Origin of the sequence: Novosphingobium mississippiense (genome assembly GCF_044029535.1) — a bacterium.
Lineage (GTDB): Bacteria > Pseudomonadota > Alphaproteobacteria > Sphingomonadales > Sphingomonadaceae > Novosphingobium.
Window position 1 is genome coordinate 2,368,344 of record NZ_CP147001.1, and the last position, 13,452, is coordinate 2,381,795.

General features: G+C 65.5%; 14 protein-coding genes. 5 read left to right on the forward strand and 9 right to left on the reverse strand.

The window, feature by feature from the left end; genetic code table 11:
* Nucleotides 1-132 precede the first annotated feature (132 nt).
* Nucleotides 133-1,794, reverse strand: coding sequence for a CHASE domain-containing protein (locus tag WBP06_RS11230; RefSeq protein ID WP_395327481.1), 1,662 nt, complete (start codon nt 1,792-1,794; stop codon nt 133-135).
* 301 nt (nt 1,795-2,095) lie between these two features.
* On the opposite strand from WBP06_RS11230, the gene WBP06_RS11235 reads away from it, so the two are divergent.
* Nucleotides 2,096-2,464, forward strand: a complete 369-nt coding sequence (locus WBP06_RS11235; RefSeq protein WP_395327483.1) for a NepR family anti-sigma factor — start codon at nt 2,096-2,098, stop codon at nt 2,462-2,464.
* Nucleotides 2,457-3,002 (forward strand): sigma-70 family RNA polymerase sigma factor, encoded by a 546-nt coding sequence (locus tag WBP06_RS11240; RefSeq protein WP_395327484.1) that lies wholly within the window; start codon nt 2,457-2,459, stop codon nt 3,000-3,002. The genes WBP06_RS11235 and WBP06_RS11240 overlap by 8 nt, the downstream gene beginning before the upstream one ends.
* A 148-nt stretch (nt 3,003-3,150) precedes the next feature.
* On the opposite strand, the gene WBP06_RS11245 is transcribed toward WBP06_RS11240, so the two are convergent.
* From WBP06_RS11245 to WBP06_RS11260, 4 genes are all read right to left on the reverse strand, one after another.
* On the reverse strand, nt 3,151-4,017 hold the full coding sequence (locus WBP06_RS11245; protein ID WP_395327486.1) for an NAD(P)-dependent oxidoreductase: 867 nt from the start codon (nt 4,015-4,017) through the stop codon (nt 3,151-3,153).
* A gap of 91 nt (nt 4,018-4,108) precedes the next feature.
* Entirely contained in the window at nt 4,109-4,711 is a 603-nt protein-coding gene (locus WBP06_RS11250) for a superoxide dismutase (protein WP_395327489.1), read from the reverse strand.
* 285 nt (nt 4,712-4,996) lie between these two features.
* Complete coding sequence (locus WBP06_RS11255) at nt 4,997-5,287, reverse strand: hypothetical protein (protein WP_395327492.1); 291 nt, start codon at nt 5,285-5,287, stop codon at nt 4,997-4,999.
* Nucleotides 5,288-5,384: 97 nt separating this feature from the next.
* Nucleotides 5,385-5,654, reverse strand: a complete 270-nt coding sequence (locus WBP06_RS11260) for a GlsB/YeaQ/YmgE family stress response membrane protein (protein WP_395327495.1) — start codon at nt 5,652-5,654, stop codon at nt 5,385-5,387.
* A 368-nt stretch (nt 5,655-6,022) separates the two neighbouring features.
* Between WBP06_RS11260 and WBP06_RS11265 the strand changes: the two genes are divergently transcribed.
* Nucleotides 6,023-6,547 carry an energy transducer TonB gene (locus WBP06_RS11265; protein WP_395327497.1) on the forward strand — a complete coding sequence of 175 codons (525 nt, stop codon included), beginning with the start codon at nt 6,023-6,025 and terminating at the stop codon, nt 6,545-6,547.
* Between the two features lie 79 nt (nt 6,548-6,626).
* The gene (gene fahA, locus WBP06_RS11270; RefSeq protein ID WP_395327499.1) at nt 6,627-7,928 is read left to right on the forward strand and encodes a fumarylacetoacetase; all 1,302 of its coding nucleotides are present in this window, start codon (nt 6,627-6,629) and stop codon (nt 7,926-7,928) included.
* A 75-nt stretch (nt 7,929-8,003) separates the two neighbouring features.
* Here the strand turns inward: fahA and WBP06_RS11275 are convergent, their stop codons facing one another.
* From WBP06_RS11275 to WBP06_RS11285, 3 genes are all read right to left on the reverse strand, one after another.
* A complete protein-coding gene (locus WBP06_RS11275) occupies nt 8,004-8,942 on the reverse strand; it encodes an NAD-dependent epimerase/dehydratase family protein (protein WP_395327501.1) in 939 nt (312 codons plus the stop codon).
* Nucleotides 8,939-10,087: a glutamate 5-kinase gene (proB, locus tag WBP06_RS11280; protein WP_395327504.1), complete on the reverse strand. Its 1,149-nt coding sequence runs from the start codon at nt 10,085-10,087 to the stop codon at nt 8,939-8,941. The genes WBP06_RS11275 and proB overlap by 4 nt, the downstream gene beginning before the upstream one ends.
* A 114-nt stretch (nt 10,088-10,201) precedes the next feature.
* Nucleotides 10,202-11,146 carry a DMT family transporter gene (locus WBP06_RS11285; protein WP_395327507.1) on the reverse strand — a complete coding sequence of 315 codons (945 nt, stop codon included), beginning with the start codon at nt 11,144-11,146 and terminating at the stop codon, nt 10,202-10,204.
* A gap of 155 nt (nt 11,147-11,301) precedes the next feature.
* Between WBP06_RS11285 and WBP06_RS11290 the strand changes: the two genes are divergently transcribed.
* On the forward strand, nt 11,302-12,297 hold the full coding sequence (locus WBP06_RS11290) for a phosphatase PAP2 family protein (protein ID WP_395327509.1): 996 nt from the start codon (nt 11,302-11,304) through the stop codon (nt 12,295-12,297).
* A 12-nt stretch (nt 12,298-12,309) separates the two neighbouring features.
* On the opposite strand, the gene obgE is transcribed toward WBP06_RS11290, so the two are convergent.
* Complete coding sequence (obgE, locus tag WBP06_RS11295) at nt 12,310-13,365, reverse strand: GTPase ObgE (protein ID WP_395327511.1); 1,056 nt, start codon at nt 13,363-13,365, stop codon at nt 12,310-12,312.
* Between the last annotated feature and the right edge of the window lie 87 nt (nt 13,366-13,452).

Genomic DNA, 13,452 nt, shown 5'->3' on the forward strand with positions numbered 1-13,452 from the left:
ACCCCCCGAAGAACTCGTTCGGGCAGGATTACAGGGCATTCACTTAAATAAGGGTGAAATAATACGAAAGAACGACCCCCGCATAAGCGCATAGCATTGCGCACAAGGGCGCAGCGGGTCTGCTGCGGATCGCTATCTACGCTCGCTCCGCAATGCGAATTCGCGGCTGGATCGTACCGGCACTTTCAAGCGGCATTCCACGCCGGTGGGCAGGAATGCCAATTCCACTTCCGCCTTCAACTCGTGCGCCACGATCTTCTCGATCAGGTCGCGCCCGAAACCACGCTTGGCCGGCGCACGGACCACCGGCCCACCCTCCTCGCGCCAATGGACGACGGCCAGTTCGGGCGACACGATCGACCAGCGCACGTGAATGCGCCCCTCGGCCCGGGTGAGCGCGCCGTACTTGGCGGCATTGGTGGCCAATTCGTGGATCGCCAGCCCCAGCGACATCGCATCGTTGGGCGCCAGCTTGATGTCCGGCCCGGACATTTCGACATGCCGTTCGCTGCCTTCCATGTAGGGAGCCAGTTCGGAGCGCACGACATCGCCTAGCGCCGCGTGGCGCCAGTCCGATTGCGAAAGCAGGTCGTGCGTGGCCGACAGGGCGCGAATGCGGGCCGTCAGGCTGTCGGTGAAATCGTCGATATCGGTCGCACGGCGGCGCGTCAGCGCCGCGATCGACAGCACGTTCGCCAGCGTGTTCTTGACGCGGTGGTTCAGTTCGCGCGTCAACGAATTGCGGATCGCCGCCTGCCCCTGCAGCCATTCCAGCACCCGCCGATCTTCGGCCGCACGGCGCGTGATGAAGCGCCCGATCGCCATGACCATCAGCGAGGTGAGTGCGCCGAAGAACAATGTGATGCGCGATGCCGTGGACAGCAGCCCCACCTTGCGATCGCTGATCGCCACGACCCAGACGTGGCTGCCCACGTCGATGCGGCGTTCCATGGTCGGCCCGGTCAGCCCATCGGCCTGCCGTTCCGCCAGCAGGTTTTCCGGGGCGACCGAACCGTCGTAAACCGCAACGTCGATCTGGTCGTTGCGATAGAGTTCGGATGCCGATGCCAGGAACTGCTCGGCGCGAAACGGGCTGAATACGAAGCCCTTGACCTGCCGATGGCCGCTGCCGCCGACGACGATCGGCATGTAGATCAAAAAGCCCGCCGTGCCCGGCTTCTGGATGTCCTGCACCAGTTGGACCTTGCCGGATGCGACCGGCTTGCCCAGCGCCATTGCCCGTTCCATCGCCGCCCGGCGGGTGGGATCGGAAAACATGTCATAGGCCGTGGCCATCCGGTTGACGGGATCCTGCGGCTCAAGATAGACGATCGGCGTCGCATATTCCTGCCGCACGCCGGGGCGCGGGTGGACCAGCCAATCGGGGTCGCGGCTTCCCTGTATGGCCACTTCCAGTTCCGAAAGATGATCCACCGGAACCAGCGGCGCCCAGCCCATGCCCAGCGAGCCATAGAGATTGCCCTTCCCCTGCAGATCCTCTGCAAAGGCGCGGAACTGATCCTCGCTGACGTCCTGCTGGCTGGCGAACAGTGCGCCACCCGCCCGCAATAGGGCGATGTTCTCGGTCACGCGCCGTTCCAGCGCGGAGGCGATCTCGGTAAGGTTGCGGTCCAGTTCCACGCGGCGGGTCTGACGGTCGGCCCGTTCGATCGCCATGACGGACACCGCCGTCGTGATCGAGGCGATCACGAAAAGCAGGAAGGGCCAGCCACGCGGGTACTTGTGGAACCACGCCTGCTTCTGGACCCTGTCCAGCAGAGCCTGGTCAATCACCCGGAAATCCCCGCAGCTTCAAAATCCGGTTCCCCGATAGGCAAGCGCCGCCGAAACGACAATGTGAAACAAGCCTGCGGGACAAAAGGCGGCTGTCCGGGGCACATCTGGCAAGTCATCGCATGTCAGGGAACCATGAGCGAGGCGGTTTGTTCCAGCCAAAACGATGCTTGGCCTTCATGATCCTTCACGGCGTCCGGATTTTCGGAATGCGATCGCTCCGCCCCGGTCGGTTGCGGCCGTTGGGATGCCGTCCCGGTCCCGGCCTGCATCCTCCAGTCGCCGTGCGTGACCCAACGTCATGGCCGGCAACTTCTATCCCGGCAGGCGGGAAAGCGGTCTTGACCGCATGGCCGCTCTGCACGCAAGTGCGCAGTTCGAAAGGGAGTTCGCATTGAATCAGCCTCCAGACCAAGGCGAGCCGGACAAGCCCGGAATGCCCCCGGAAACCAACGCTGGCGCGCACCGCGTCGTCGGCCTGGACGCGGGCATCGAGGGCAATGTCCGGGGCATTGCCGGGCAGGCCGGCACCGGGCAAGGCGCGCCCGGGCCGGGTGAGCCGGGCTGGGCCAAAGGGCTGAGGAAGCTGTACAACTCCGTGGTCGACGAACCGCTTCCGGACAGCTTCAGGGACCTTCTCAAGAAGCTGGACGGAAGCGACGATGACTGATCGTCTCCGCGTTTCCCCGGCGGAAGCAGCCTTCCGCGCCGAATTGCTGGGCGTGCTGCCGCACTTGCGCGCGTTTGCCCGCGGCCTTTCCGGCCGGCCGGACTTTGCCGACGATCTGGTGCAGGAAGCGCTGATCAAGGCCTGGACCGCGCGCGAACGTTATACCCCCGGCACCAACATGCGCGCGTGGACTTTCGCCATCCTACGCAATCATTACCTGTCCGAACTGCGCAAGAGCCGCCGTCAGACCGATCTGGACGAGGGCACGGCCGAACGCCTGCTGGTGATGGAGGCCGATCAGGAAAGCCCCCTGCACCTTGGCGACATGGAAACCGCACTGCAGAAGCTGGCGCCGGAACGGCGCGAAGCGGTGCTGCTGGTGGGTGCGTCCGGCTTCAGTTACGAGGAGGCGGCGGAGATCGCCGGCTGCCCGATCGGCACGATGAAAAGCCGCGTCGCCCGCGCCCGCGGCGATCTTGCGCGCCTGCTGGACGGCGACCCCGAACAGGCCGGCACGAAAACCCGCCGGCCGGGGTAACGCACGCCCGTCGGGCACTCGGCCGACCGAACTGCCGCACCAGGGCATTTGAGGCCACCCGCAACGCTTGCCCGCCCACCCCAACCCACACCTTGGATGATAGGGTCGGGAGCGGGCCGGTGCCTTCACAAGAACGGTGCCTAAGCGATCAGCCCTTGGCTTGCTGGATGGTGAAGTCCGCCATCGAGGCCCAGTCGCGCGCCGCATAGCCGCCTTCGACCGTCGCGCCCATCTGCATATGCACGGCATCGAGCATCGGCAGATGGCCCTGCGTGCCCGGCGCCGTCTCGGCGGCGAGTTCCTTGGCGAGGCGCAAGTCCTTGAGGCCCAGGGTCGCCTTGAAGCCAGGCTCGTACTTGCCCTCTGCAATGATGCCCGAATAGTTCTGGTAGACGCGGCCGCCGAACAGCGTGCCGGTCAGAAGCTCGAACAGCGCCTCACGCTCCACACCCAGCCCTTCGGTCAGCACGACGGCCTCAGCCAAGCCTTCGATGGCCATGGTCATCAGCATGTTGCAGGCGATCTTGGCGGCATTGGCGCGCGGTGCTTCCTCGCCCATGTCCCACACTTTGCCGGCAATCGCCGCGAAGACGGGGTCGAGCCCGGCGCGAAGGGCGGAAGGTCCCGCCAGGATCACATTGAGCTGCCCTGCCGCTGCCACGTCCGGCCGGCCGAGAACCGGGGCCGACAGGTAGCCCACGCCCGCCGCCTGGTGCCGGTCCACCAGTTCGCGCGCGAACGCGACCGAAATGGTGGAGCAGACGAGGTGGACCACACCCTTCGGCGCCCCGTCCAGCACCGCGCTGTCGAGCAGCACGTCGCGGATCACGCCGTCTTCCGACAGCATCGTCAACACCACGTCGCTGGCGAAAGCTTCCGCCGGAGTGGCGACCATGTCCACCCCTTCTACCGTGCCGCCCGAACGGTTCCACGCCCGCACGCGATGCCCGGCCTTCGCCAGATTGCGCGCCATCGCGCTGCCCATCGCGCCCAGCCCGATGAATCCGATATCCATGAGAATTGTCCTCTTGAGGGGAAATAGAAAAGGGGCCGGACCACCTGTGGTGGCCCGACCCCTTCAAAAACCTGCGACGAGGCTTTCCGGCTTACGCCGGGTAGGTCCAGGCCGTGCCACGGTCGAAGTTTTCGCCCGCGAAGTCCCAGTTGATCAGGTTCTCGAGCACTGCCTTCACATAGGCCGGGCGCTTGTTCATCTGGTCGATGTAGTAGGCGTGCTCCCACACGTCGATGGTGAGCAGCGGGTTCACGTCGGTGGTGATCGGGCAGCCAGCGTCATGGGTCGAGATGACCTTGAGCGTGCCACCATCGACGACCAGCCAGGCCCAGCCCGAAGCGAAGTGGTTCACCGCTTCGTTCGACAGCGCTTCCAGCAGTGCGTCGAGCGAGCCGAAGTCCTTTTCGATGGCGGCAGCCAGCGCGCCGCTCGGCGCGGTCTTGCTGGGGCTCATCGAGTGCCAGTAGAAACCGTGATTCCAGGTCTGCGCGGCGTTGTTGAACAGCGGGCCCGAAGCCGACTTGGTGATTTCGTCAACCGACTTGTCGGCGTTGGGCGTGCCTTCGATGGCGGCGTTCAGCTTGTCGACATAGGCTTTGTGGTGGGCGCCGTGGTGGATTTCCAGCGTCTTGGCCGAGACGTGCGGTTCGAGTGCGTCCTGCGCATAGGGCAGCGGCATCAGGGAAATGGTCATGGCTATCTTCCTGTTTCGGTTATCGAGAACGTGGTTTCAGATCATCTGGCCGTCCCCCGTGCTCCGAAGAACCGGCGGTGGACGCATCGAACGGGTCGCGGGCTATGTCTGTCTTATTGCCCGACAATTCAAGCACGGATTGCCGACAAAACGCAGGCACCCCGTAACGGACCTGCCGCAGTGCGAATGCAACAAAGGATGGCGGCATGGCCGCCATCCTTTCCGTTGTCCAGTAGGCCCGCCGTTTCCTTGGGAAACCCGGTGCCCTGCGCGATCGCAACCGGCTTATTGCGGATGCTGCGCAACCTCGTTGTCCGCCTTCTTTTCCAGCGCATCGGACTTGGCCTCGCCCGCCTTTTTCACGGCATCGGCCTTCGCGTCCATGGCATCGGCGGCGGAACCGGTCATCTGATCGGCCTCGTCATGCATGGCGTCGGCCGCATTGTCGGAAGACTGTTCGACCGCATCGGCCTGCTTTTCCGTCGCGTCGTCCGCCTTGTTGTTGCAGGCGGCAAGGCCCAGCGATGCGGCGGCAAGCACCGTGATGGCGGCGGTGGTCTTATGGATCGGTTTCATAGGCTTGGCATCCTTTCCCTGCTTTTCATTTGGCTCAGCTACTGCTCCGGAGAGGATTCGCTCCAGGGAGCCGGATCCTCTCCGGTCACCGTTGGGCTCAGCGGATTGAGCCGCGGCGGAAGAGGTTGACGATCGCCAGCAGGATTACCGCACCCAGGAACGAGGCGAACAGCGACATGATGTCGAACGCGCCGCTGGTAATCGGTGCACCACCGATCAGCGGAGTAACCAGTACGCCCGCGATCAGTGCTCCCACGACACCGACAACGATGTTGAGAAAAAGCCCTTGCTGCGCATCGGTGCGCATCACGATCGAAGCGAGCCAGCCGATAACGCCGCCGACCACCAGAATGAGAAGAAGAGTCATTGTTGCATCCTCCGTAATGGGTCGTAGTGATCAGCATAACGGGCTGGCAGGGCGGCGGTTCCTGCTTCACAGCAACAATTCGTCGTGATCGAACCGACTTGAACCAGTGGCAAACCCGGCGAAACCAATTGGGCGCGCAACTTGTTCCATGGGGCATGAGGCAACCCGTAGACAGATCGCACAATGCTCCCGCGGCCCTGGCATCGGCGATCGTGGTCGCCGCCGGGTTCCTGGGCCTGTTGCACGGCTTGGACCTTCGCTTGCCCGTCGCCGGGCCACGATCGGCGCTGGTGGCAGTGGTGACCGAGCCTGAACCGCCACCCCCACCGCCACCGCTGCCTCCTCCAGCCCGCGAGGCTCCACAAACGGTGCACCAGGCAGCGTCGGCCGCTCCGGCGCCACAAGGCAGCAGGGGCGCGCCGATCGTCGCGCCACCGGTTACGCTGGCGCTAGCCCCACCGCCGCCGATCACGACCGCTCCGGCAGCCGGGAATGGCGGCGCCGCATCAAGCGGGGCCGGAACCGGAGCCGGCGGCAGCGGAACGGGTAGCGGGGGCGGCGGCTCAGGCGGAAGCGGCGCTGGCGGCAATCCCAATGCGTCCGTTGCCGCCCTGCCGCGACAGGTCGCCGGCAGGATGCTCTATTCGGACTTGCCGGAAGACTTGCGAAAGGCGCGCGCCGGTGGAGAAGTCACCGTGCGTTACCGCATCGGCACCGACGGGCTGGTCAGCGGCTGCACCGTGATCGCCTCCAGCGGCAGGCCCGATCTGGACGCGGCCACTTGCGACCACATTTCCCGCCGTTTCCGCTTTCGCCCCGCGCGCGATGCGGCAGGAAATCCCGTCCCCTTCATCATGACAGAGACGCAAGGATGGAATAACTTCGCGCAATAATCTGATTGAATGATCGTGACCTTGGCCGACCCAGACGCTAATGACCCCTGCACGAATAATCGCGAAGGAGAGGAATTCCATGCCGACTGTCGACCACACCCATGCGCCCGCATTGCGCTCCTGGGTCGAAAGCGCCAACGGCCATCGCGATTTTCCCATCCAGAACCTGCCTTTGGGCGTGTTCTCACGCCCGGGCGAAAGCGCGCGTGGCGGCATTGCCATCGGCGATCGGATCCTCGACCTGGCCGCGCTGGCGCAATCGAGTCTGCTTCAGGGCGAGGCGCTTGCCGCCGCCCATGCGGCATCGGATGACAGCCTCAACACCCTGATGGCGATGGGGTCCGGCCCGCGCACGGCGCTGCGCCATCGGGTTTCGGCGCTGCTGTCGGACGGCGCGGGCGAGCGTGACGCGGTCGAACCGCTGCTCGTGCCCATGGCCGAAGCCGTGCTGCATCTGCCCGCCCGGATCGGCGATTACACGGATTTCTACGTGGGCATCCATCACGCCACCAACATCGGCACGCTGTTCCGGCCCGACAATCCGCTGCTACCCAACTACAAGCACGTGCCCATCGGCTATCACGGCCGCGCCTCCACCGTGCGTCCCAGCGGCGCGCCAGTGATCCGCCCACAGGGCCAGACCAAGGCCCCCGATGCCGACTCCCCCTCGTTCGGCCCGATCAAACGGCTGGACTATGAGTTGGAAGTGGGAGTGTGGATGGGCACCGGCAACGAGCTAGGCCAGCCGATCCCCATCGCGCAGGCGCTGGACCACGTGGCCGGCCTCACCCTGCTCAACGACTGGTCCGCCCGCGATGTGCAGGCATGGGAATACCAGCCGCTCGGCCCGTTCCTGTCCAAGAGCTTCCTCACCACCGTGTCGCCCTGGCTGGTGACGATGGAAGCGCTCGCCCCGTTCCGCGCCGCGCAACCATCGCGCCCTGACGGCGATCCCAAACCCCTGCCCTATCTTTGGGACGATGACGACCAGGCCCACGGCGCTTTCGCACTGGAACTGGAAGTCTTCCTCTCCACCGCCAAAATGCGCGATGCCGGCATGGCCCCGGTGCGCCTCAGCCACGGCCCCGCCGCCAACATGTACTGGACCGTCGCCCAGATGGTGGCGCACCACGCCTCCAACGGCTGCGCGATGAATACGGGTGACCTGCTGGGCACCGGCACGATCTCCGGCCCCGAGGACGGCACGCAGGGCAGTCTGATGGAAATCACCCGCGCCGGCCGCGAGCCTATCGCCCTGCCCACGGGCGAGACGCGCACATTCCTGGAAGATGGCGACGAACTGGCGCTGGCCGGGCGCTTCGCGGCCGATGGCGCGGTGCCGATCGGGTTCGGCCCCTGCACCGGCATGATCCGGGGATAGCTATCGGTCAGTCATCATCGACCGGCGCAAGCGTGACTTGGGCCGGCCGATGAAGAAGGCAGGATCAGGTGTGGGTCAAAGCCAGCCTTCGCCGCGATACCACTCGGCCGTGGCGCGAAGCCCGTCCTCGGTGGCGATGCGTGGCTGCCACAGCGTGTCGGGAACGCGCGCCTCGGTGCTCACCACCCAATCCGGATGGCTGAAATAGGACGCACGATCCGGCGTCATCTTGGCATTGGCCCCGCGCAGAAAATTGTCCGCCTTGGCCACCATCATCAGCACCCCGCGCGACAGGCCCACCACGCGCACCCGCTTGCCCACGGCGATGCCGATGGCGCGCGCGGTTTCACCATGACCCCAGCCGTTCGGGCGGCCATCGTCAGGCTCCAGAATGCGCCCGGTAACCGGTTCGCCGGCTGGCACCAGCGCGACCAGCAGGCGCGCCAGATCCTCGACATGGATCATCGAGGCACGGCCCTGCCCGGGCACCGGCACCACCCCCCAGCGGGCGGCGCGGAACAGTTCGAACATTTCCTTGTCGCGCGGGCCGTAGATCGCCGGCGGACGCACGATCGTCCATTCCAGCGGGCTGGCCATGACCAGCTTCTCCGCCCGCGCCTTCGATGCGCCATAGGCCGAAAGCTGCGGCTCCCGCGCGGAGAGCGAGGAAACGTAGATGAACCGGGCAATGCCCTTCACCACGGCCGTTTCGATCAGGTTCAGCGTGCCGGCGACATTGCCCACCTCAAACCCGGCAGCATCGGGCGCGTTGACCACGCCGGCGACATGGACGATCGCCTCCGCCCCCCGCGTCAACAGCGAAAGCGATGCGGTATCGCGCAGTTCCCCGCGCACCCAGGTGACATGCGGATCGAGCAGTGGGTTCGGCCCCTGCTCTCGCCGGGTCAGCGCGCGTACGTGATAGCCGGCGCGCACCGCCTCCTCGATCACGGACTGGCCGACGAAGCCAGTGGCGCCGGTAAGCGCGATTACGGGACGGTCGCTCTGGTTCATGCTCTTTCCGGTCGGGCCTTCAGTACCATCTGGTCGCGGTGGACCACGGACGAGCGCGGGGCATAGCCGAGGACGGCCGCCTGTTCGCTCGAATGAAGCCCCTTGATCGCCGCACATTCCGCGGCCGCATATTCGGACAGGCCGTGCGCGATCACATGTCCATGTGCATCGGCCACGGCAATGGCGTCGCCGCGCTCGAACGCGCCATCCACGCCGATGACGCCCTTGGCCAGCAGGCTGGATCCGCGCAGCAGGGCCGCTGCCGCGCCGTCGTCGACCCGGATCGTGCCGGTCAGCCGCAGGCGGCCGCCCAGCCAGGCCTTGCGGGCGCCGGCCTTCCCGCGCGGCAGGAACAGCGTGCCGATGCCATCGGCGACGATCCGTTCGATCGGCCGGTCTACCTGGCCGTTGCCGATAACCATGGCGATCCCGGCCAGTTCCGCAATCTCGGCTGCCTGAAGCTTGGAAATCATCCCGCCGGACCCCATGCCCGAATTCGATTCGGCGCTGGCCATCGCGCGCACTTCAGGGGTGATGCCCTCCACCACCGCGATCATCGCCGCGCCGGGCAATTTGGGATGGCGATCGTACAAGCCGTCGATGTCCGACAGCAGCACTACCGCGTTCGCCTGCGCCGCCTGGGCAACGCGCGCGGCGAGGCGATCGTTGTCGCCGAAGCGGATTTCCTCGGTCGCCACCGAATCGTTCTCGTTGATCACCGGCACCGCACCAGCATCGAGCAAGCGGCCCAGCGTGGCGGTGACGTTCAGGTAGCGGCGCCGCTCTTCAAGGTCTTCCAGCGTCAGCAGCATCTGAGCGGCGGTCAGCCCATGCGTGCCCAGCAGTTCCGCCCAGAGGCCCGACAGCGCGATCTGCCCCACGGCGGCGCTGGCCTGCGCATCGGCCAGCGATCCGCGCCCGCCTTTCTCCAGCCCCAGCGTCGCCGCGCCCAGCGCGATTGCGCCGGAAGAGACGACGATCACCTGCTGCCCGCGCCCGCGCGCGGCGGCAATCTCTTGCACCAGCGCCGTCAGCCAGGCCCGGCGAACGCCCTCCGTGCCGACCAGCAGCGCAGAGCCCACCTTGATGACAAGGCGGGGGCACAGGCTGGGATCGGAAAGGTCTGTCAGGCGTGCAATGGGCATTTGCGGCTAGCCTCTAGGAGAAATGCCGCGCGCTGAAAAGCGCTCGCTTGCGAAACAATCCACGCCCTGTCCCGCCACGGGAACAATGGATCGAATGGGGGATCGATTGGCAGGTCAGCCGGCAACCGCGCGTCGCGCCTGCCGCGCGCGGAACATCTCGTGCCCGCTGACCAGCAGGATCCCCGCGATCACCATCACCGCACCGGCGATGAAGGCTGGCTCCAGCCGCTCGCCCAGCAGGGCCACGCCGAACGCCACACCGAACAGCGGCGTCATGAACGAAAGCACGCCCAGACGCGACGCCAGATAGACGCGCAACATGCCGAACCAGACCAGCAGGCTCACCAGCGAGACGCCGATGGTCTGGAACGCGAAGCTGAGGCCCAGCAGCGGCGTCGGCCGGATCGCCGTCTGCCCCGTCGCCAGCGCCAGAAGCGCCAGCAGCACGAAAGCGCCCAACAACTGATAAAGCGTGGTAACCGTGCTGGGGGCGCTAGAAAGCTTCGAAAAGCGCAGCGTCAGCGTCGTCGCGCCCCAGGATGCACCAGCGCCAATGCCCATGAGATCGCCGATCCAGGCCGAATCGCCCTTGGCCCCGCCACTCGCGCCGCCCAGGAACGAGACGGCCACGCCGGCAAAGGCAGTGACGATGCCCAGCCATTGCAGCGGACTCAGCCGCTCTTCCGGCAGGCCCACATGCAGACCCAGCGCCGTAAAGATCGGCGCGGTATAAAGGAATATCCCCATGTGCGAGGCGCTGGTGAAGCGCAGCCCCTCCCCCATGAACAGGTATTCCAGCGCGAACAGCACGCCGATGGCAAGGCCCGGCTTCCACGTGCCGCCACGCAGCGCATGCCCTTCCCCCCGGAGGAAGACCAGCGCAGCGATGACAATGGCGGCCAGCCCCGAACGCAACGAAATCTGAAGCACCGGGGCCATGTCCGGCGCCGCTGCCTTCAACGCGGTCTGCTGCATCCCCCAGATCGCGCAAAGCCCCACCATCAGCAGGGCGGCCCGGCCATCCACCGGCTTGCGCTCGTTCATGTGCGAATCCGTCATCGTTGCGTCCCTTAGCGGCATCGCTGCCGCGGTGGCAGACCCAAATCGCACGTCGCCGTTGGACCATCACGCCTGTCGAAACTTAAGATTACCCGCCGTAATGTTACTTAGTGCACATAACGGAGTCTGCGGGTCGCGAAATCTCGGAGACTAACGTGATCGAACGTGAATGGATTTATCCCGGCGCGGGGCTGACCGCCGCCGGGGCCGCAACCGCGCTCGCGCTGATGCCGGATGCCCGCCAACTTTTACCGGCGCTGGCGATCCTGCCGGCCTGGATGGCGGCCGTGACGATCATCGCATCCGCCTTCGCACTGGCGCGATTGAGCATACGCGGAGAGGAGCATCCGATCGCGGCATTCCGCGATTTCGTGACCTATGACTGGCATCGCATCGGCGCGCTGATGCTGGCGATGGGGTTGGCAGGCCTGAACCTGATCACGTTTATGTGGCTGAAGCCGCTGCTGAACGCCTATGTGCCGTTTCGCGCCGATTCTCTGCTGGCGTCGATGGATAAAGTGATGTTCCTGGGCAACGATCCCTGGACGCTGCTGACCTGGGCCAACATTGCCGGCGCCGGGCTGTTCTACCACCCGGCCTGGTTCATCGCGATCATCATCGCTCTGCTGACGGTAAAGAGCGCAGTGCCCTCTCCCGAAAAATCGGCGCTGATCCTTACCTATTTCATGCTCTGGACCGTCGTGGCGCCAATGGTCCATTGCCTGCTGCCGGCAGCCGGGCCGCTATTTTACGAAAGGTTGGGCTATGGCCATCGCTTCAGCGGGCTGGTGCCGGGCCCTGAAACCCGCGCCGTATTCGACTGGCTCTGGCAATGCTATTCGCAAGGCCCGCAATACGAAGGCAACGGAATTTCGGCCATGCCATCCATGCATGTGGCGATGAGTTCGTGGGTGCTGCTGGTCGCATGGGTGCAAGCCCGGCGCTGGTTCCTGCCGACGCTGGCGTTCCATGTCACGATCTGCACGCTTTCGATCGCGCTGGGCTGGCACTATGCGATGGACGGGCTGATCGGCGGCATCGCAACGGCATTGGTCTATACCGCCTGCCATGACATCTATCGCCTTCGCGCCGCCCTTGCCGTTCGTGGCAAGCCGGCAAGCGCGTCTTTCCGTGACCCGTCCCGGCAGTAGGCCGCCGTCAGATCAGATCGGCGACCAGGGCTTTTCGTCGGCCTCTTCCTGCTCGCCTTCGGGACGTTCGGTCACCGTGGCGGCAGGCAGGTAGTCGATCACCGCGTCGAGCAGCTTCGACATGCCCTTGCCGGTCGCGCCCGAAATCGGGAACACTTCGTGCGCACCGGCCTTCAGCAGTTCCTTGGCATATTCGGCGGCCAGTTCGTCGTCGACAAGGTCGATCTTGTTGAGCGCCACCAGGCGCGGCTTGCCTTCCAGGCCGCCGCCATAGGCTTCCAGCTCTTCCTCAACGATGTGCATCGCCTCCACCGGATCGGTGTTGGAAATGTCGATCAGGTGAACCAGCACGCGGCAACGCTCGATATGCCCAAGGAAACGGTCACCGATGCCCGCACCGTCAGCTGCACCGGCGATCAGGCCGGGAATGTCCGCCAGCACGAACTCGCGGTTCTTGTGCGTGACCACGCCCAGCTGCGGGCGCAGCGTGGTGAAGGCATAGTCGCCCACCTTGGCCTTGGCATTCGACAGCTTGTTGATGAAGGTGGACTTGCCGGCGTTGGGCATGCCGACCAGACCGACGTCGGCCAGCAGTTTCAGGCGCAACCAGACCCACATCTCCTGCGCCGGAATGCCGGGCTGGTGCTGGCGCGGCGCGCGGTTGGTGCTGGTCTTGTAGCTGGCGTTGCCGCGGCCACCCATGCCACCTTCCATCAACGTCACGCGCTGGCCGGCCTCGGTCAGGTCGGCCAGGATCGTCTCGCGATCCTCGTCATCGACGATCTGGGTGCCGACGGGAACCTTGATGACAAGGTCCTTGCCCTGCGCACCATTGCGGTTCTTGCCCATGCCATGGCCGCCGCGCGGCGCCTTGAAGTGCTGGGTGTAGCGAAAGTCGATCAGCGTGTTCAGGCCGGCCACGGCTTCGAACACGATATCGGCGCCCTTGCCGCCATTGCCGCCGTCGGGGCCGCCGTACTCCACGTACTTCTCGCGACGGAACGAGACCGCACCCGGGCCACCGGCGCCGGAACGGATATAGATTTTCGCCTGATCAAGAAAGTGCATGGGTTCGGTCCAGCGGATTCAAAGACGGCCACGAGCGGTGCTGCGACAAACGCGGCACCTCTGGCCAGATAAACAAAAAACCCGACC